Origin of the sequence: Enterococcus sp. AZ179, assembly GCF_050498885.1 — a bacterium.
In the GTDB taxonomy this organism is placed as follows: domain Bacteria; phylum Bacillota; class Bacilli; order Lactobacillales; family Enterococcaceae; genus Enterococcus_D; species Enterococcus_D entomosocium.
Genome location: NZ_JBMHEO010000001.1, coordinates 3,544,056 through 3,563,467, shown reverse-complemented (window position 1 = coordinate 3,563,467; position 19,412 = coordinate 3,544,056). Strand labels below are relative to the sequence as shown.

17 protein-coding genes and 1 riboswitch are annotated in these 19,412 nt (G+C 40.2%); of the genes, 16 read left to right on the top strand and 1 reads right to left on the bottom strand.

What is annotated here, in order from left to right:
* The first annotated feature begins 139 nt into the window (after window positions 1-139).
* From IGI88_RS16785 to IGI88_RS16770, 4 genes are all read left to right on the top strand, one after another.
* On the top strand, window positions 140-1,054 hold the full coding sequence (locus tag IGI88_RS16785; RefSeq protein WP_429960829.1) for a hypothetical protein: 915 nt from the start codon (window positions 140-142) through the stop codon (window positions 1,052-1,054).
* Entirely contained in the window at window positions 1,023-2,084 is a 1,062-nt protein-coding gene (locus IGI88_RS16780) for a hypothetical protein (protein WP_429960828.1), read from the top strand. The genes IGI88_RS16785 and IGI88_RS16780 overlap by 32 nt, the downstream gene beginning before the upstream one ends.
* Before the next feature lie 71 nt (window positions 2,085-2,155).
* Complete coding sequence (locus IGI88_RS16775; protein ID WP_429960827.1) at window positions 2,156-3,163, top strand: zinc-binding alcohol dehydrogenase family protein; 1,008 nt, start codon at window positions 2,156-2,158, stop codon at window positions 3,161-3,163.
* Complete coding sequence (locus IGI88_RS16770; protein WP_429960826.1) at window positions 3,164-3,877, top strand: class I SAM-dependent methyltransferase; 714 nt, start codon at window positions 3,164-3,166, stop codon at window positions 3,875-3,877.
* Window positions 3,878-4,007: 130 nt separating this feature from the next.
* On the opposite strand, the gene IGI88_RS16765 is transcribed toward IGI88_RS16770, so the two are convergent.
* Window positions 4,008-5,111 carry an SLC13 family permease gene (locus tag IGI88_RS16765; protein ID WP_429960825.1) on the bottom strand — a complete coding sequence of 368 codons (1,104 nt, stop codon included), beginning with the start codon at window positions 5,109-5,111 and terminating at the stop codon, window positions 4,008-4,010.
* A 162-nt stretch (window positions 5,112-5,273) separates the two neighbouring features.
* Here IGI88_RS16765 and IGI88_RS16760 point away from each other — a divergent pair, with 162 nt between their 5' ends.
* The 12 genes from IGI88_RS16760 to IGI88_RS16705 all read left to right on the top strand — a co-directional run bounded on the left by IGI88_RS16760 (window position 5,274) and on the right by IGI88_RS16705 (window position 18,878).
* The gene (locus IGI88_RS16760; protein ID WP_008381983.1) at window positions 5,274-6,743 is read left to right on the top strand and encodes a helix-turn-helix domain-containing protein; all 1,470 of its coding nucleotides are present in this window, start codon (window positions 5,274-5,276) and stop codon (window positions 6,741-6,743) included.
* Complete coding sequence (locus IGI88_RS16755; RefSeq protein WP_429960824.1) at window positions 6,740-8,104, top strand: FAD-dependent oxidoreductase; 1,365 nt, start codon at window positions 6,740-6,742, stop codon at window positions 8,102-8,104. Before IGI88_RS16760 ends, IGI88_RS16755 begins: the two co-directional genes overlap by 4 nt.
* 634 nt (window positions 8,105-8,738) lie before the next feature.
* Entirely contained in the window at window positions 8,739-9,689 is a 951-nt protein-coding gene (locus tag IGI88_RS16750) for an ABC transporter permease (RefSeq protein WP_429960823.1), read from the top strand.
* On the top strand, window positions 9,686-10,630 hold the full coding sequence (locus IGI88_RS16745; RefSeq protein ID WP_086317367.1) for an iron chelate uptake ABC transporter family permease subunit: 945 nt from the start codon (window positions 9,686-9,688) through the stop codon (window positions 10,628-10,630). The genes IGI88_RS16750 and IGI88_RS16745 overlap by 4 nt, the downstream gene beginning before the upstream one ends.
* Window positions 10,627-11,385, top strand: a complete 759-nt coding sequence (locus IGI88_RS16740) for an ABC transporter ATP-binding protein (protein ID WP_008381979.1) — start codon at window positions 10,627-10,629, stop codon at window positions 11,383-11,385. Before IGI88_RS16745 ends, IGI88_RS16740 begins: the two co-directional genes overlap by 4 nt.
* Before the next feature lie 25 nt (window positions 11,386-11,410).
* Window positions 11,411-12,382, top strand: coding sequence for a siderophore ABC transporter substrate-binding protein (locus IGI88_RS16735; protein ID WP_429960822.1), 972 nt, complete (start codon window positions 11,411-11,413; stop codon window positions 12,380-12,382).
* Between the two features lie 185 nt (window positions 12,383-12,567).
* Window positions 12,568-12,900: a PadR family transcriptional regulator gene (locus IGI88_RS16730; protein WP_016612097.1), complete on the top strand. Its 333-nt coding sequence runs from the start codon at window positions 12,568-12,570 to the stop codon at window positions 12,898-12,900.
* Window positions 12,897-13,856 carry a permease prefix domain 1-containing protein gene (locus IGI88_RS16725; RefSeq protein WP_008381974.1) on the top strand — a complete coding sequence of 320 codons (960 nt, stop codon included), beginning with the start codon at window positions 12,897-12,899 and terminating at the stop codon, window positions 13,854-13,856. The genes IGI88_RS16730 and IGI88_RS16725 overlap by 4 nt, the downstream gene beginning before the upstream one ends.
* A 152-nt stretch (window positions 13,857-14,008) precedes the next feature.
* Entirely contained in the window at window positions 14,009-14,212 is a 204-nt protein-coding gene (locus IGI88_RS16720; RefSeq protein ID WP_008381972.1) for a hypothetical protein, read from the top strand.
* A gap of 308 nt (window positions 14,213-14,520) precedes the next feature.
* Complete coding sequence (gene ahpC, locus IGI88_RS16715; protein ID WP_005226227.1) at window positions 14,521-15,084, top strand: alkyl hydroperoxide reductase subunit C; 564 nt, start codon at window positions 14,521-14,523, stop codon at window positions 15,082-15,084.
* A gap of 9 nt (window positions 15,085-15,093) precedes the next feature.
* Window positions 15,094-16,623: an alkyl hydroperoxide reductase subunit F gene (ahpF, locus tag IGI88_RS16710; protein WP_086317371.1), complete on the top strand. Its 1,530-nt coding sequence runs from the start codon at window positions 15,094-15,096 to the stop codon at window positions 16,621-16,623.
* Between the two features lie 359 nt (window positions 16,624-16,982).
* Window positions 16,983-18,878 (top strand): endonuclease MutS2, encoded by a 1,896-nt coding sequence (locus tag IGI88_RS16705; RefSeq protein WP_429960821.1) that lies wholly within the window; start codon window positions 16,983-16,985, stop codon window positions 18,876-18,878.
* A gap of 288 nt (window positions 18,879-19,166) precedes the next feature.
* A riboswitch (M-box (ykoK) riboswitch) is annotated at window positions 19,167-19,342 on the top strand.
* Window positions 19,343-19,412: the final 70 nt, after the last annotated feature.

Below are 19,412 nucleotides of genomic sequence, written 5' to 3'. Positions count from 1 at the left end.
AGTCAAACACATGTCTTCATTGACATGTGTTTTTTTGTTATTACAACGATGTATCATTTTACTAAAAACAATCACTTAAAATAACTTTTTATGGAAAAAAATGATACACTAGTAGTGAAGTATTTTTAGGAGGGATCATATGACTGACGATGCCAAAAAAGAACAAAATGTTGTTCAAGATCAAGACGTTGTTTCAGTTTCAACGAATGAAGAAGTATCCTTTGGCGATATTAAACAAGTGGCCTCAAAAAATATAGGTCAGATGCTGCAAGACCTGCAAGATTTTGAAGTCGCGATAGAAAAAGAGGATATTCCTGAAATTTATCGTATATATAATGGTCGATTGCACAAACAGTTAAAAGAAACATCAAATCAAAATCATGAGATTGATGAATTGTTATCAAGGAAGTTCCACGATAACTTTACCCAAGCTTTCCCATTTATGATGCATTGTGCCAAAATATCTCCTACGGTGCATTACTATAAGTTAGGAACCTATTATCATGAGCGAGCGACGATTGGTATCGATGCGAGTATTCCCGAAATTTTTGTTATCCCTGAGATAGATGAAGAATGGGAAAAGTTCCAACGAGGCAATCGTGAGATGCTGACAGCAATCGAACAGCAGATGGACAAGCTGGAAGCCAAACGGATCACTGCGTTATCAGAAGTGAAGGAAATCCAATATCAGATCGATAAACTTACGGAAGCCGAAAATGAATTGACGGAATCAAAGGGCTTTTTCAATCGGACAAAAATCGATGAAGAACTAGAGCGTTTGACTTCTGACCGGAAAGCTCTAGAAGCCAAACGTAGAGAATGCGAAAGATATTCAAATAATAATGAAGAAGTTTTTGCTGAAAAAGAACGCCTGCAGCAGCAATATCAAACATTGCGTTTAAAGAAAGCAATCGTAGAAAAAGAATTCCGACAAATTGATACTTTTTTTGGTTCTTTTGAAGAATTCAATACTAAATTATTGGCTTTCTTAGCTCAGTATACGGGAAAGGAGCTGATTGAAATTGACGAAAGAAACACAGAAAAATCCTCTTGAACCACAACTGATGGATCAGGAAGAGACTCTAGAAGTTCAACCAGAAGAAGTCAATGGGATCGACGAAAATTCAGCAACCAATGCGTCTACCACAGTTGATGATCGCTCTTTAGTAGAAGACAATGTAGAGGATGATTCTTTCAAATTAGTGGAAGAGGAAGAGGAAGCGGAATATGAAGATGATTACTATGCTGTAAAAGCACAAGATCATCAGCGCATCGAGTCCCTTATTGAACAAGCCGAAAATGAGCTAGCTGATTTAAAATTGCGAAAATCAATCATGGAGGCTGATTTCTCCGGGTTGCTCAACCATTATCGTCATTTGATCTTAACAGAACAAGAAATCTCTGTCATTGCAAAAAAAACCTTGCTTGAGTACTATGCCTATGAATTCTTGAAACCATTAAAAGTGATTCATTTAACAGCTACCGACAATTACGATACCTGGAAGACAAAGCACTTCAATGTCCGCTTTCGTTTAACAGAAACAAAAGAACTAGAGTTTAGTTTTAAGTTAAATCCGGTCAATTCAAGTTACCAATCAAACTATTTGCCGCTGTTGACAATCAATTCAAATTCCCAGTCGGTGGTGGTCAACGATGAACAGATTTTACATCTGATCAGTCAATGGCATGCCGATAATATTTTCTCAGTCAATCAACTTTCACTGTTTAATTACGATGTAAATTTGATACTGGCTCATTTAAAAGAATTGGATTTTACTGTCTCGCCAAGTTTGATCGACAATACCCAAACCTTAGCTGTCGATATGGAAACAGATTTTCCTGTTGCAGCGGAAGTCCTTGACCAAATTTTCATCATCACGATGGAGAATCAGTCGTATGATTTTATCACAGAAAACAAAGGCGAGATCCTTGTTCTGCTTGATAAAAATCAGCGTTTGACGATTCATTTGTACACAGAATCAACGTTACTCACGATTGACTCGGATCAATGGAAGCGATCTTTATTGGATTTCTTCACAAGTTATCCGTTTTTGGTTCCGCTTGTCGTTCAAGGTGAAGAATAAATGTTCTAAATTGGTTAAAAGTGCTAGAATGGTTTTTATAACTATTCAGCACTTTTTTTGGAAGGAGCAGTATGATGATAAATAAAGCACTAGGTTTTTATGAAGGACGATCTTTAGATGATCCAGAAGTATTTATTGAAAAGGAATTTCCAATGCCAACTTGTCAGGCAAACGATCTATTGGTGGAAGTGCAAGCTGTTTCTGTGAATCCAATTGACACGAAACGCCGCCAAACAACCACTTTAAGTGAGAAATTCCATATCCAGGGATATGATGCAGTAGGTATAGTACAGGAAATTGGTTCAGCAGTTAATGGCTTTGCCGTTGGTGATCGGGTGTTTTATGCTGGAACCACACAACGACCTGGTGCGAATCAAAGGTTTCAAGTCGTTGATTTTCGAATCGCAGCAAAGGCGCCAGCCGGCTTTTCTGACGGTGATCTTGCAGCTATGCCATTAACGAGTATTACGGCATGGGAATTGCTTTTTGAAAAATTTGGGTATGTGCCTGAAGAGAACGCGAATGAAGGATCAATTTTATTGGTCAATGCCAGCGGTGGTGTTGGCTCGATTGCGGCGCAACTAGCAAAATGGGCAGGATTGACAGTCTATGGCACTGCGAGTCCTAAGAACGATCAGTGGCTTAAAGACAATCAAGTGGATCAGGTACTGAATCACCGCTTGCCGTTAGCTGAACAAATCACTGAACCTTTTTCAGCCGTTGCACTTTTTTATGACGCCTCTGCCTATTTGCCACAATTAACAAAAGCAATCTTGCCATTTGGCAAAGTCGGAATGATCGTGAATACGAAAGAAGCGCTAGATTTAAATCCATTTAAAAACCTCGGCATCGATTTTTATTGGGAGTATATGTTCACAAAAACAGATGCTCAGTTGATGATTGAAACACAAGGGGGCATTTTGCAACGGATCGCCTCGTTGCTCGCTGACAAAAAGATCCATACGACTGCGGTCCAAACGTTTGATGGAGGAATTACCATCGAGACCTTAAAGCACGCTACAAAAGCGGTTGAGCAAGGAACGAAAGGAAAGACAGTGATCACTGGAGGCGTCCGCTAAATGGAAGAAGAGGAAGCGATGCTGTTTTGGGATGAATTCGCGCAAGAATATGCGCAAATTCAAAGAGAATCCCAATTGAAAATCGCCGAAGAGGCAGCAGCTTTTTTGGTGGAGCAGAAAGTGTTTCCGATATCGACCTTCGTTGACTTTGCTGCGGGCACTGGTCGCTACATTTCAGCTTTTTATCCTTATGTAGATGAGTATTACGCAATTGATTTTTCAAAAGAAATGTTAAAAATCATCGAAGAAACGATGGAAGATCCGATGAGCAAGCTCCATCTGGTTCAGCAGAGCCAAAAAGACTTTTTATCTGCAGACCAGCACTGGCCCTGTATTTTTATGGCAATGAATCCAGCAGTCAGAGACAAAGAAACCTTGCTTCAGTTTCAAAGAAAGGCCCATCAATTAATTATTCTAAGAATGATCGCAGAAGAAGAGAACGTGTTTCAGCCTTATGAAAAAAATCATTCAGCGAAGAACGATCTGAACCTAAATACTTGTTACAAGAAGTGGTTTACAGAAGAAGCGATCGATTGGCAGAGTCGGCAATTCGAGTATATTTTGAAGGAAGAGATCGATCAAGAATTATTTCATCTTTATTTTGAGGAGGATTATTCATTGGAACAGCGGCAAGAAATGGTTCAACATGTCTTTGGTGAGGCATTGACTGTCGAAAGCCAAACGAAAATCACCTTTGAGCTTCTCTTAGCCTAGGAGAAATCACACAAAGGACATCAAAAAACGAGATTCTGACATAAGATCAAGAAACAGGACAGCAGGTAAGCTTCTGTTGACTGCTGACTGGAAACATCTTATGCTGGAATCTCGTTTTAAAGAGAGTTTGCTACAATAAAAGGTAGACGATGCTGCCTAATAACAGTAAAAAAATGACATTGACGATAAAAAACAGCTTTTGAAATGTTCCCGCTTCTTTGGGTCTGGCTTGTTTCAATAATTTGTACCCAATCAAATTCGCCAAAGAAGCAATCAATGTACCCAAACCACCCACATTGACGCCCAAAAGAACGGCTTTTTCTAAATCGGTGAAAGGAGCAATCAAAATTGCTGCTGGAACGTTAGATATTCCTTGGGAGAGTAAAATACTACCTAAAAAAGCGCGATGCGTTTCTTGAAAATACGGTCGAATGAGATCGGTGACCAGAGATTGGTCTTGAATATTCCCAACGATCAAGAAGAAGCAGAGGAAGGTAAGTAGTAACCGATAATCAACTTTTGCGAATAATCGTTTGTTGCTAAACCAAACCACGGCTGCGACGACAAGCACGGCGATTGAAATAGGGAGAACACTAAAAATACCAAGAATCATAAGGACAAATAATCCTGCATTGAGCAGCGCTGGCTTTTTTTCAAAGGGCTCTTCTTGCAGGGCGATTTCCAATAGAGTCTTTGGGATGAGCTGGATCGAAACAAGGAGTAATAGCAAAGAAAGTCCCACAAAGGTGCCGGTAGTCCACATGAATTGTGGCAGCGAAATCTGATAGTAAGAAAATAAAAATAGATTTTGCGGATTTCCAAATGGAAACAGGCTGCTTCCTAAATTGGCTGCCACAATCAAATAGACAGCGCCTAATAAGACACTGGTGCGCTGTTGTTCTTTCCTCGTTAAGAGTAAGTAGATGGGCAATAATGTTAAGATAGCCACGTCGTTTGTTAAAAACATCGAACTGAAGAAGCTTAGCAAGACGATTGAACGGATCAAGTCACGCAGATTGCGACTTTTTTCCACTAATTTTTGTCCAAATGCTCGTAAAAGACCAGCTTCTTCTAACCCATTGATTACTAACATCAACCCAAACAGTGATAAAATCACTTTAAAGTCAATAAATGACAAACGGAAGGTGCCGAAAAAACACGCAATGAGTGCTAGTAACAGGGAAATCGAAAATAATCGATCCGTTCGAAAAAATGCTAACATTCGTTTTCCCATAGTTCACCACCTTTCTTCTCAAGAATTTTACCATTCCCGCGCTTTAGGAACAATAAATAACGCTTTTTCCATATAACTCAAAGGCATTCAGGCAATTTTTATAGTTGACAAACGACCCATTAATTGGGAAATTAGTATGTGAAAGGTGAAGGAGGTTCAAAAATGAATGTTATGCAGCTGCTTGAAAAAAATCAGCAGGTTCATTTTCAAATTTTAGCTGTTTTTTTTCAGAACGGCTCAGAAATCTCTTACAAGAAACTTGCAAAAACATTATCCATTTCCGCACCCACTTTGCAAAAAGAACTTCAAAATCTTCATCAAAATTTAGTCGCTTTCCATGAGGATGCGGCATTGACTTATTTAGAAAATGATCAAGTACAGTTAACACTTCCGCTTGATTTCTCACTAAAAAAATTCTTTTATGCGTATCTTTCAGAAGCAATCGATTTTCAGATATTGTCGTATTTGTTTTTTCATCGAGATGAGTCAACGACGAAAATGATGTTAGAACTGATGTTGAGTGAAGCTTCATTGTTTCGTCGATTCAAAGCCATCAATCAGTTATTGAAAGAATTCGACATCCAATTAAAAAATAAAAAATTGCTTGGGGATGAAAAACAGATTCGCTTTTTCTATTATCAGTTTTTTTCACAAAGTTATCCCAATGAAGAATTGATCGCTCGCTTGAATGCACCAGCCATCAACAATTTGATTCGAGTAATCGAAAAACAGCTACAGACAACGTTTAGTCAATCCGAACGCTGGAAAGTCGGGCTGTGGTTAGGTATTATGGAAGCCCGTTTTGATTATCGTGGCTCGCAGCAGCATGAAGCATCGTATCCATTGTTGAAGTCATTGGAAAATGAAGCGATGTTCCAGCTTTTGCGGAATATATTAGGACGCTATCTCAGTCGTTTTGCCGTATCCTGGAGCGATTATGAAACGGTTTATTTCTATTTATTTTTATTAGCTGAAGGCTTGATTCGCCCTTCACTGGATGACTCCTTGCAAAAATCACTTTTCTTCCAAGAGATCGATGCGTTAAATGGGGAGCTGCTGCAGGCAATTGGTGATAGTGAGAGAAAGACTACAGAAACTTCTACGGAATTATGCGTCTTCTTGACGAGTGTGACGATCCAAGCGTTGTATATTCATGGCGGCATTATTGCCTTTGCTGAATTTCAGCCGCAAAGTGTTGCGAATGAGAGCTTGATTGAAGTGGCACAGCAAGCAATCGAACAGTTGGAGAAAAACGTAAACCAGTCCTTTTCTCTTGAGAAAAAGCAGCATTTGACCAATGAATTGCTTTTGATCCGTCAATGGATTCAAGTAAAACAGGAAAAAGCATTTACGGTCGGCATTTTGTTGACTCAATCACGATTACGCAGTGGCTTTTTGCGGCGTTTTTTGATCAAAGAATTGGCTGGCTATCCGAATATTCATTTTGAGGGGACGAAGGAGAAGGATTATGATTTATTGATCGTTGATCATTCTGAGATCTCGGAAGGCTATCGTTATAAAAAACGATTGATTTTAACAGGTGGGGCAACCCCATTTGAAGAAGAGCGGCTTCATCAAATCGTGGATGAAATACGCAATGAGAACCTTGAAAGCGAGTTGGAAAAGATATGAGAATAGTGATTATTGGAGGCTCTCATGCAGGAATTGCTGCTGCCCGTCATTTAAAAAAAGTTGACCCAAAAGTCGATGTGATAATTATTGAAAAATCAAGCGTTCTGGGTTATGTTGCTAGCAGTTTGAATTTAGTGCTGGAAGGCTACATTCAACGATTGGAAGATTCCCGAACGGCAACTGCGAGTGAGCTTCTTTCTGAAGGAATCAATGTGATGTTAAACAGTGAAGTCACAAAAATCTTTCCGCAAGAACAAACGGTTCATTTTGTCACATCAACGGAATCTTATCAGCAAGAAGACGAAGTGAGTTATGATGGCTTGATTTTGGCGATGGGATCGAGTACTTTCCGTTCGGAGTTTGCCTCAGATGTCGAAGCACATATAACGACCTACAAAACCATTGGTCAATCAAAGCAAGCGTTAGAAAAAATCGAAAGTGCGCAAACCGTGGCGATCGTTGGCGCGGGTCTGATTGGGTTTGAATTGGCGGAATCTTTAAGTGGCCAGCAAAAAGCCGTTCATTTGATTGATCGAATGGATACCCTTTTGTTCCGTTATTTTGATCAAGAAATTGCTGAAATTTTGATGGCGCGCTTTCCAGAGAACTTACAAATCTATCTTAACAGCAATGTCGCCCATACGATCAAAGACGAGAAGGGTGAATATCAAGGAATTGAGCTGTCAAATGGAACGAAGATTCAAGCTGACGTGGTCGTTTATGCTGTCAATCCACGTCCAAATGTCGCATTGGTTGAAGACTTTTTAAAACTAAATCTCGATGGCACGGTATTTACAAATGAATATTTACAAACGTCTGACCCAGCGATTTATGCAATTGGTGACCTGGTTTCGATTCCTTTCAATCATTCGGATAGCTCTTTGTATATCCCTTTAGTGACTAATGCTTATCGGACGGGGATCGTAGCTGCCACCAATTTATTGGCAAATGAACGGGGAACGACGAAAATTCCTTTTCCAAAAATGCAACGGACCGTCGTTAGTAAACTGTTTGGCTATTTCGTCAGCAGTTCAGGTATTAATGAGACCGAGGCACCGTATTACGGCTTTGAAGTAGATTCAGTGACGCAGACATTTCATTCTCGGACATTTTTCGCGACAGATGAGGATTTTGAAGTAACGTTAAAACTGATTTTTGATCAGCAAACGAAAGTGATTATGGGGGGACAAATCATTACGAGTGATCGTGGAAGTTTGGAGATCATCAATACGATCTCAACCTTGATCAATAGCAAGACGACCTTGCACCAACTAGCGACAATGGATTACTTTTTCAATCCAACCATTTCTTTCCCTTTGCACTTTTTGAATCAATTAGCCCTTGATGGCTTGTTAAAGTAAAATAATAACTCTTGATAAACCTGCGATGATCGTAGGTTTATTTTTTTTAATTACAGATAATCGGGAAAGACTATCGATTACAATCAGTGACTGGTATCGCGTATTGAAAACAGGTAGGCTTTTGTCGGAGATTGAATTCAACTGGTATCATGATTTTTTGGAAGAAGAAACTCAAAACGAAAACTATAAAACTCGTTCCACGACTAAACTGTTTTTACTCACAATTTCTTATCGATAGACGAATGGTGTTTAGGTGGAGGAGACGGCGCGTCATTTGCTTTTATCTGAAAAGTTACATCACCATTGCATCAGTAAGTGCTGGCTTTACAAGGGTTTCAATAGATGAAAATAATTGCAAATCTAAGTGATCTGTTATTGAATGATCCTCATAAAATGAATATAGTATGAGCGAGCATTTTATAATTAAAGCAATAAAATAGACAATATTGAGATAAAAATAAGTTTTCTCGCAAGGATATAAGAGAAAAACATCACATAATCCTTTTCTTTACACACTCATTTTTTCGAAATTGCGATAGGAAAGGGATTTTTTAAAAAAATTCTTGTGATTTTAAGTGAAATACGTTACCCTATTAAAGAGAGTGAGAATCATTCTCAATAAGGAGGGCGGGGCATGTTTAAAAAAATCGGATTACTGCTGATCTTTGTTCTTCTAGTGGGTTGCTCCTTGTTGGCAGGCACCCATGAATTGTCTTTATCAGGTTTACAGCAGGGTGATCCGAATCATTGGCTTGTTTTGGTAAAAGTTAGGCTTCCACGGACGATCAGTTTGATCATTGCAGGTGGGATCATTAGTATCTGTGGAAAAATTATGCAACACATGATGCAAAATAAATTTGTGGCCTCGGAGTCGATTGGACTGACGGATAGCGCCCGTTTAGGAATTTTGCTGGTTATGCTCTTTCTACCAAATGCCTCAAATTTGATTCGCACTACAGCAGCATTTGTGTTTGCCTACGCAGGTGTGTTGTTCTTTTTATTTTTAAGCCAATTTCTACCAAAGAAAGATCCAATGATGCTGCCTTTAACAGGGGTGATGTTCGGTAATATCATCGGGGCTATCAGTAGCTTCTTAGCCTATCGCTTCCAATTGGTTCAAAACGTTTCTTCTTGGCTGCAAGGAAATTTTGCCACCATTATGGTTGGACAGTATGAACTTTTGTATTTGACGATTCCCGTTTTCGGTCTATTGTATTTCTTGGCTTATGAGATCACGATCGCCGGTTTAGGAGAAAGTGCGGCTAAGAGTCTGGGAATCAATTACTTGTTCTTGCGTTTTGCTGTATTTGCGCTGGTGGCGTTTGCTAGCAGTATCGTTTTATTGACTGTGGGGCAAATTCCTTTTTTAGGGATCGTTATCCCAAATATGATCGGCATGGTTTTTGGGGATCATTTGAAAAACAATCTGCTTTTGATCAGCTTTGCCGGAAGCTCGTTCTTGCTATTGTGTGATGTATTGGCGAGAATCGTCATCGCACCTTATGAAATGCCGGTCAGTGTTGTTGCCGGCGTACTGGGTGGCTGCTGTTTCTTGATTTTGCTTCTGGGGAGGAAATTTCGATGAAGAAAAAACTCTTTCTTTTGTTGTTTCTGATCCTTTGTGCATGTGGTGCCTATCTGACCTATAACACCTATGGAAACTGGTCATTTGCTTTTGCATTAAGGGGACGCCGAATCTTGGCTTTTGCCTTAGTTGCAATCGCCATCTCCTTTAGTACCATCACCTTACAGACACTGACAAGCAATCGCTATCTGACCCCTGGAATTTTAGGCTTGGACCAACTGTATGTTCTTGTTCAAACCCTTTGTTTCTTTTTTATCGGCGGAATTCAGATGCTGAGCCAAGAAACAGCAACGATGTTTTTGTTTTCTGTCGGCTTAACTGCCGTTCTAGGTAGCTTCTTAATTGGCTTTTTCTATCAAAAAGCAGTCGCTGGGTTGTTTTTGTTATTGATGGCAGGGATGGTCTGTGGCACGATGTTCGGTAGTCTCAGCACCTTTCTGCAAGTGTTGATGGATCCAAATGAATATGATTTACTACAAGGTCGTTTGTTTGCCAGCTTTGGCAATATCAATACCCAGCATCTACTGATTGCTGCCGCGATCATTTTGCTAGGGAGTATCTGTCTGGTTCTGCTGATTCCAGAATTGAATTTGCTCCATTTAGGAAGTGGGCAAGCCAAAAGTTTAGGTGTATCTGTTCAATGGCTTCATAAAGGTGTTTTATTTTTGATTGCTTTACTGACAGGCACCGCCACTGCTTTAGTTGGTCCAGCAGTTTTTCTAGGCTTTGTGGTGGCAACGATCACCTATCAGCTTTTCCCAACTTATCGTCACGGCTGGTTGTTTTTCGGTGGGAGTTTGATTGGTTTTCTCCTGTTGGTAGGAGGTCAATTCCTAGTGGAACAGGTCTTTCAATGGCAAACGACCATCGGCACCGTGATCCAATTATTAGGCGGTATCTTCTTTATAAGCAAATTGCTGCTGGAAAGGAAAAAATCATGATCGAAACCAAAAATGTATCCAAGAATTATGCAAAAACACAAGTTTTGACGGAATGTTCCATAGCGTTGCCGGAACAGAAAATGATTGCCTTCATCGGGCCCAATGGTGCCGGAAAAAGTACCTTGCTTTCTTTAGTCAGTCGGATGTTGGATCAACGCACCGGTGATATTTATCTGGATGGAACGGAGATTCGTCAATGGAAGTCCAAAGAGCTAGCAAAAAAAATGGCTTTTTTGCAGCAAAGCAATCGCTATGCCGTCAATCTGACTGTAAGAGAGCTGGTGGCATTTGGTCGCTATCCGTATAACCGGGGGCGACAATCGGCAGCAGATGATGGGATCATTGATGACGCTTTGTCTAAGTTATCTCTAACCGAATATAGTGATCAATCGATTCATGAACTTTCTGGTGGTCAGTTACAACGAGTTTACTTGGCGATGATTTTAGCCCAAGATACAGATTATCTACTCTTGGACGAACCGTTAAACAATTTAGATTTAAAACACGCCAACCAGCTGATGAAGCTATTGACAACCTTGGTGGAAGACTATCAGAAAACTGTTGTGATCGTTTTGCACGACATTAATTTTGCAGCACGGTATGCCGATCACATCGTCGCGATGAAAGATGGTCAGATTTTTAAAGCGGCTGACACAGAGGCAGTGATTCAAGAACAACTATTAGAATCATTGTATGAGATTCCAATCAAACTGGTACAAGTGGATGGGCGGCAATTTTGCTACACCTTCCAATAAAAAATATGTTTCAAAGGAGGAAAAAATGAAAAAAATAGCAGTAAGTTTTATGAGTATTTTCGTATTAGCGGGGTTGACCGCTTGCGGCTCGAATAATACAGGGACAACAGATTCAACGGGTGCAGCTCAAACCCAAGTAGAAGAAAGTACACAAACGCCGACAGAAGTCGAGATTACGGACAGCAATGGGACTGTCACTGTTCCTTATGCGCCGGAAAAAGTTGTTGTCTTTGACAACAGTGCATTAGATACGATGGATGCACTTGGCCTTGGGGATCGAATCGTTGCTGCCGCAACAAGCAATTTGCCAGATTATTTATCAGCGTATGCGGATGTTGAATCAGCAGGGGGAATCAAAGAGCCTGATTTAGAAAAAATCAATCAACTGCAGCCAGACCTAATCATTATTTCTGGTCGACAACGTGATTTCCAAGAGGAATTGTCTGCAATCGCGCCAACCGTTTTCTTAAGCGTTGACAATAGTGATACTTGGGCATCGATCGAAGCCAACATTACGACCATTGGTCAAATTTTTGGTAAGGAAGAGGAAGCGCAAGAACAACTAGCATCGTTACAAGGTCAGATTGATACCTTGAAGGAGAAAGCGCAAAATGCTGACGAGAAAGCCTTGGTTGTTATGGTAAATGAAGGCAATCTTTCTGCTTTTGGTCCAGGTTCTCGTTACAGTATCTTGTATGACACGTTTGGTTTCCCAGCAGTAGATGAGGAATTAGAGGCGTCGACACATGGACAAAGTATTTCTTATGAGTACTTGCTTGAAAAAAATCCTGATGTCATTTTCGTGATCGACCGGACAAAAGCGATCGGTGGCAATGAAAGCGAAAGTGAATTTGTTGCAAATGAAATTGTTCAAGAAACAAATGCAGGGCAAAACGATCAAGTGATTGAATTGGATGCTGCGGTTTGGTATTTAGCTGGTTCCGGATTGGAGTCGATCCAATTGATGATGGATGATGTCAAGCCAGCCGTTGAATAAATAGGTGAAAAAAATTAAGTAATAAGGGACACGCTTATCAGTTTACTGAGAAAGCGTGTCTTTTTATTCAAACTGTTTCTAGGACCTGCGACTGATTTTTGACAAGTTATCCAGCTTTACTTTACCTGTCGTAGTAATTGATTTATAATTAGTACGACAGATGAAGTAATTTAGGAGGCGATTGCGTGATCTCGAGTGACGGAATTCGCGGCTATAACGACGCAATCATTTTATCCATTCTTTCGAAAGAAGACTCTTATGGATATGAAATATCCAAGCGTATTCGTGAAGGAACAGATGCTTTATATGTGATCAAAGAAACGACGTTGTATTCCGCTTTTACTCGGTTAGAAAAACAAGGATTGATCCGTTCGTATCCCGGAGAAGTGACACATGGCAAAAAGCGGACCTATTACCAGATAACTGCAGACGGAAAAGCAAGCCTTTCGGAGAAACTATTGGAGTGGCAGCAGACGAAGATCGTCGTTGACCAGTTCTTACAAGGAGGAGACAAATGAAAACCATTCATGACTATCTAGACAGCTTATTTTTATCAGTACCCATCACACCGGAAACGAAGAAGGCAAAAGAAGATCTTTTAGCGATTATGGAAGACCATTACTTGGAACTGATTCACCAAGGGAAAAGTGAGCATGAAGCCATCGGTGCGGTGATCAGCGAGTTTGGTTCGGTGGATGAACTGCTGCAAGAGTTAGATGTTTCAAAAGAAGAAGAGCCGATTGATGATTGGTCCGATGCCATCACAGAAGACGATGCGTTTGATTATTGGGGAACTGTGCGGCACTTTGCTTTTTCGTTGTCGATAGGAATCGGCTTTTGTATCGCCTCCCTAGCAGCCCTAATGCTCTTTGTTAGTGTTTATGCTGAGACCTTTGGAATAATGGTGATGTTTCTTTTCATCGCCATCGGGGTTGGTTTTATCATCTCTAGCAGTTTGCACTTTTCCGGTGCTCGTAAGCAGTTAGATGATCGACCAATCAAAAGGGATGCCAAACGAGAAGCCGCTCAGCAACTAGCAAATTATGAAAAAAGTTTTCGTATTGGTCTTGTTTTAGGAATTGGTGCCTGTATTTTATCAATTGCGCCTGTACTTTTAAGTGAATTGTTTTATTATTCTGTTGAGTTTGGTATTTCCTTGTTTTTCTTGACAGTTGCAGTGGGTGTGTTCTTTATTATTTATGTAAGTATTATTCGTACAGGCTTTGCGAAGCTGGCAACTGAGACGTATTTTATTCGTGACGAAGAGAATCTTGGTGATCGAGCAACACGTCATAAATATGGCGAATCCGCTGGTAGAGTTACCTTTTTTCGAACAGTCTACTGGCCAGTGATTTTGGTCGTTTATATGCTTTGGTCCTTCATGTTTCATGCATGGGCATACTCTTGGGTCATTTTTGTGATTGGTGGTGTCTTAGAGGACTACTTTATCGGTCAGACAAAAGCCAAAAAATAAGAGATGTTTCAACCGAGAGTGGTTTCTTTACTTTTAAAAAAAGGAAGACTATAATACGGCTTGTAACTGAACCAAGCAAAAAGAACAGCGAGAAATAAGATCCTCTCAATGCTTTTTCAAAAGTTCAGAATACAAGAAAAGAGGCAATGGATATGTTAGAAATTCATTATCTGAAAAATGGTAGCAAAGAAATAACAACAATTGAATCCCCAGAGCGCTTTCTCGCAAGTCAATACTTGGAAGTTCCACCTTTTCAAGATCATTACCCAGTCGAAGAAGTTTTTCTAGACGGCAAGCGGATTACATTGAAGGAGCGAACGATCGGTGGATTGTTCAACTATTTCAATACTAAATAAAAAAATTGTCTTTTTTTATGACTCACTTTCCATTGTGAGGAATCATAGGAAGAGGCAATCTTTTTTTGTTTAATTGAGAATAAGAGATGTAATTGAGAATCTAACAGGTAGGAACTTTGCTTAGAAATGATTAGCCAAACTTATTACTATACTCCATTTGCTTTCGATAAAAAATAAATATGCTCATTTCTGAGGATGATAACATTTTTTTTGACTATTTCTGAATAAACTATTGCATTTTGTAGTTAGATATACTAATAATTAATAGAGATTATTCTCAAATAATTATTCTAATTGGAGGAAATGATATGTCATTAATTGGAAAAGAGATTGGTTCATTCGAAGCGAAAGCTTACCACAATGGAAAATTTATCGATGTTTCATCAGAAGATTTTAAAGGAAAATGGAACGTTGTTTGTTTTTATCCTGCAGATTTCTCATTTGTTTGTCCGACAGAACTTGAGGATTTGCAAGACCAATATGCATCATTAAAAGAATTAGGCGCAGAAGTTTATTCTGTATCAACTGACACCCACTACACACATAAAGCGTGGCATGACCACTCTGATGCCATCAATAAAATCGAATATATCATGATTGCTGATCCTTCTCATGTGATCTCAGAAATCTTTGATGTATTAGACGAAGCATCAGGTTTGTCTCAACGTGGTACATTTATCATCGATCCGGATGGTGTGGTACAAACGGTTGAAATCAATGCGGATGGTATCGGTCGTGATGCTAGTGGTTTGATCGATAAAATCCGTGCCGCACAATATGTCCGTACCCATCCAGGTGAAGTATGTCCTGCAAAATGGAAAGAAGGCGAAGAAACTTTAACGCCAAGCTTAGACCTTGTAGGCAAGATTTAGGAGGCTCTCATGGCATTAGATAAGGCAATCAAAGACCAACTGACGCAATATCTAGCGATGCTAGAATCAGAGGTTGTTTTTGCGGCGACTTTAGGTGAGGATGATTCTTCAACGAAAGTACGTGAATTCTTAGAAGAAATCGCAGAAATGTCGTCAAAAATCACGATTCAAGCTGTAGCAAGTGAACGGACACCAAGCTTTTCGATCAATCGTCCCGGTGAAGAAAGCGGCATCGCTTTTGCTGGTTTACCGTTAGGACATGAGTTCACTTCATTTATTTTAGCGTTGCTTCAAGTAAGCGGTCGTCCGCCGAAAATTGATGAAGCACTACAAAAGCGTATCAAAGCGATCGATAAGCCATTACATTTTGAAACCTATGTCAGTTTGACCTGCCATAACTGTCCTGATGTTGTTCAAGCGATAAATATCATGGCAGTGCTAAATCCTTCCATCAGCCACACCATGATTGAAGGTGGGATGTTCAAAGAAGAAATTGACAAGAAAAAAATTATGGCTGTGCCAACCGTCTTTTTAGACGGTGAAGAATTTGCAAGCGGCCGACAAACGATCGAGCAGTTGTTGGAAAAAGCAGCTGGTCCGACGAGTAAAGATGACTTTGCTGAAAAAGAGCTTTTCGATGTATTAGTTGTCGGTGGCGGACCTGCAGGCGGAAGCGCAGCGATTTATGCAGCGCGTAAAGGTATCAATACTGGGATGGTCGTCGAAACAATGGGTGGACAAGTAATGGAAACCCTGGGGATCGAAAATATGATCGGTACCCCTTATACCGAAGGTCCAAAATTAATGCGTCAGGTAGAAGAGCATATCAACGAATACAATGTAGACGTGATGAAAGGTCAGCGTGCGAAAGATATTCGCCGCAATGACGTCATCGAAGTTGAATTAGAAAATGGTGCAGTATTAAAAACCAAAACGGCCATTTTAGCAACTGGCGCTCGCTGGCGCAACATCAATGTTCCGGGAGAAAAAGAATTCAAAAATAAAGGTGTTGCCTATTGTCCGCATTGTGACGGTCCGTTATTTGCTGGGAAAGAAGTTGCCGTCATTGGTGGCGGAAACTCTGGGATCGAAGCAGCAATCGATTTAGCTGGCATGGCGAAACATGTCTATGTTCTTGAATTTTTACCAGAACTAAAAGCGGACCTTGTGCTACAAAACCGTTTGAACACGTTAGATAATGTGACTGTTATTACGAATGCGGCAACGAAGGAAATTGTTGGATCCGATCATGTCGAACAATTGACCTACGTTGATCGTGAAACGAATGGTGAATTCACTTTAGCTGTGGAGGGTGTCTTCATTTTGATTGGCTTGATGCCGAATACTGAATGGTTAAAAGATCGTGTCGTCTTAAATGAACGCAATGAGATCGTGGTGGACAAACATGGCGCAACCAACATTGAAGGGGTCTTTGCAGCGGGAGATTGTACCGATAGTGTATACAAACAGATCATCACTTCAATGGGTTCAGGTGCCACTGCTGCATTAGGTGCGTTTGATTACCTGATTCGCTCGTAAGTAGGTAAGTAGCTTATTATTTGATCTAGATCAGAAACGTCTCAGGAGCTTCTAGCAGCTTCTGAGACGTTTTTTCTTTGAGGGGAAGGAGATTTGAAGGAAGTTGACAGAAGGACAGTTTCTATATTACAATGAAAAAAACTCGTTCAAAAAAGAAAGAGGTATATTAATGAGTGTCGTAGGTATCTAATCAGCTAATTAAAACAAATAAGCAAAAACAGACTGTTTATTTGTTGTGCCTGTAGATACCGATAAAAATCGTTATTGATGAATCAGGTGATGGGAGACTATCGCTTTTTTTGTACACTTTTTTGGACGGGGATGTTACCGGGATCCTCAGGCACAAGAAAGGATCACTCATGAAGATACCTCAAGCAACTGAATTTGAACAAATTAAAGAACAAGTAAGTAAAAAAATAATCAGCGATTATGGTAAAGCACGTTTTGCCAATGAAAAACCAGCAGCTACGATCCATTCCGCCCAAAAACGAGTGTCTGAGACAACTGAAGCGATGGCGCTATTAGACGCCGGACGTCAAGTCCCTTTCATGGGGCTGCAGCATGTCTTACATCATACGGAGAAGATTGAAAAAGGCTTTGTATTGGAGCCGCAGGAATTGATTGAATACGGAGACTTTTTACGGTCTTTTCGAATCATCCGTCAATTGTTTGAAAAAAATCAATCAATTGCCCCAAGATTGCATCACTATGCTCAGGGGTTGGCCGACTTTTCTGAAATCGCCGAAATGATTTTCCAAAAAATTCGCAATGGTCAGGTAGATAGTAACGCCAGCCGAGAATTACGGAAAATTCGTGGCACAATCGAGAAATATGAGGCCGATTTAAAAAAAGTTTTTGCAAAGTTTTTTAAAGAAAGTCGCTATCTGCAAGAAAACCGTGTGATCAAAAAGAACGACCGTTATACGCTGCCGGTACGTGCTGAATTTCAACAGCAAATTAAAGGGACGATCATCGAACGTTCTAATAAACGCGCGACTGTTTTTATTGAACCAGAGGCAGCTGCCCGTCTGAATGATCGATTGATTTTGGCACAGGCGGAAGAAACGGCCGCCCAATACCAAGTTTTATCAGAATTGACCGGGGCAATCGCCGAACAAATGAATGCAGTATTTGCCTGTCTTGATATTTTAGTGGTACTAGATATTATTTTTGCTCGTGGAAAGTATTGTCGGGAAATCAATGGTCAACCGATAGCAATTATTGAAGAAGAAGTTTTGCTTCTTGATCAAGTCCGGCATCCTTTACTGGGCACTGATGCTGTTCCTCTATCTTTAAAACTAGGAGAAGAGAACCGATGTATGGTCATCACAGGTCCGAATGCTGGTGGTAAGACGGTTGTCTTAAAAACCGTCGGACTCGTTTGTGCGATGGCACATTACGGCTTGTTTCCAGCGCATAATGGCAACAGCAGCGTGCCGTTTTTAAAAAGTCTTTGGATGGATATCGGGGATCAGCAAAGTCTAGAAAATTCTTTAAGTACCTTTTCTGGACACATGTCGAATATTGCACAGATCATGACGAATGCCAGCCGGAACAGTATCGTTTTGTTAGATGAAATTGGCAGCGGGACTGAACCAAATGAAGGGGCAGCTTTAGCGATCGCCATTATGGAATCGATCTATCGATCGGGGGCGTTAATGATCGCCACGACTCATTATGGTGAAATCAAGCAGTTTGCTCTTGATCACCAAGATTTTGAAACAGCGGCGATGGCTTTTGATGCCAAGACCCTGACGCCGAAATACCGCTTGTTGACCAATGCGGTCGGTGAAAGTAATGCGTTTTGGATCGCCGAAAAAATGGCGATTCCTGCTGAGGTCGTGCAAACGGCAAAGGACTATTTAAAGAATAAATCTTATTCTTTTGAGAAGCAGCCTTTTGAGACATCCAGAAAACGAACCGATCCTCAGGAAACAAAGTCTGAGCACATTTTTCAAAAGGGAGACCAGGTCTTTTCAGCAGAGCATGAAAAACGGGGAGTTTTTTATGAATACTTGGAACAGGGACAAGCGAAGATTTATATTGAGAAACAATGTTTCGTTGTTGCTGCTCGGCGATTGCAACTGCTCACCAAACGAGAAGCACTCTATCCAGCCGGCTATGATCTAGATCAATTATTTTCCGATTTTGACCAACGTAAATTTACCCGAGATATTGAACGTGGGTCTAAAAAAGCGCAAAAGCAGTTACGAAAAGCAGCGCAAGAGCGTCAGGCCAAACGATCATTGGATTGATCGGCACAGATATATTTAGAGCGGGAGTATAAAATCAAGAAAGCAGCTCTTTTTCGAGTTTTAGAAAAAGAGCTGTCTTTTTTTGAAAATGACCGTTTTTTAATAACGTGTATGATCGAAGGGAATCCAGTGATGGTCGAATGATTTCCATTGATTTTTCTTTAAATATCGGAAATTACTCGAAATATCTAAATTCTTTAAGAAAAGTTAAAGAAAAATAAAAATAACAAAGAATGGGTTGTATCTTTATACGAGGAAGGGTACCATTCATAGTGGATTGAAAATAACATATAACCTTGTTAGGTGAGGCTCCTATACAAACATAAGCTATTGCGCAGAAACGTCGAAAGACGCCAATGTGTAAAACAGGAATTGTCGGATTAAGGCTTTTCATAAAATAGCTAAGAAAGGGAACAACTTTCTTTACGTTGTATAGTGCTAAAACTCGGACGATGAGATTGCTAGCAAAGTCTGACGTCCTAAGAGAAGTGAGACTTTTTTGCTTTTCTCTTTGATGGATGACTAAGCTCAAAG

Bases quoted from the DNA above. Each gene is read 5' to 3' on its own strand.
- IGI88_RS16785 (WP_429960829.1), top strand. From the start codon at position 140: ATGACTGACGATGCCAAAAAAGAACAAAATGTTGTTCAAGATCAAGAC.
- IGI88_RS16775 (WP_429960827.1), top strand. From the start codon at position 2,156: ATGATGATAAATAAAGCACTAGGTTTTTATGAAGGACGATCTTTAGAT.
- IGI88_RS16770 (WP_429960826.1), top strand. From the start codon at position 3,164: ATGGAAGAAGAGGAAGCGATGCTGTTTTGGGATGAATTCGCGCAAGAA.
- IGI88_RS16765 (WP_429960825.1), bottom strand. From the start codon at position 5,111: ATGGGAAAACGAATGTTAGCATTTTTTCGAACGGATCGATTATTTTCG.
- IGI88_RS16760 (WP_008381983.1), top strand. From the start codon at position 5,274: ATGAATGTTATGCAGCTGCTTGAAAAAAATCAGCAGGTTCATTTTCAA.
- IGI88_RS16755 (WP_429960824.1), top strand. From the start codon at position 6,740: ATGAGAATAGTGATTATTGGAGGCTCTCATGCAGGAATTGCTGCTGCC.
- IGI88_RS16750 (WP_429960823.1), top strand. From the start codon at position 8,739: ATGTTTAAAAAAATCGGATTACTGCTGATCTTTGTTCTTCTAGTGGGT.
- IGI88_RS16745 (WP_086317367.1), top strand. From the start codon at position 9,686: ATGAAGAAAAAACTCTTTCTTTTGTTGTTTCTGATCCTTTGTGCATGT.
- IGI88_RS16740 (WP_008381979.1), top strand. From the start codon at position 10,627: ATGATCGAAACCAAAAATGTATCCAAGAATTATGCAAAAACACAAGTT.
- IGI88_RS16735 (WP_429960822.1), top strand. From the start codon at position 11,411: ATGAAAAAAATAGCAGTAAGTTTTATGAGTATTTTCGTATTAGCGGGG.
- IGI88_RS16725 (WP_008381974.1), top strand. From the start codon at position 12,897: ATGAAAACCATTCATGACTATCTAGACAGCTTATTTTTATCAGTACCC.
- IGI88_RS16720 (WP_008381972.1), top strand. From the start codon at position 14,009: ATGTTAGAAATTCATTATCTGAAAAATGGTAGCAAAGAAATAACAACA.
- ahpC (WP_005226227.1), top strand. From the start codon at position 14,521: ATGTCATTAATTGGAAAAGAGATTGGTTCATTCGAAGCGAAAGCTTAC.
- ahpF (WP_086317371.1), top strand. From the start codon at position 15,094: ATGGCATTAGATAAGGCAATCAAAGACCAACTGACGCAATATCTAGCG.
- IGI88_RS16705 (WP_429960821.1), top strand. From the start codon at position 16,983: ATGAAGATACCTCAAGCAACTGAATTTGAACAAATTAAAGAACAAGTA.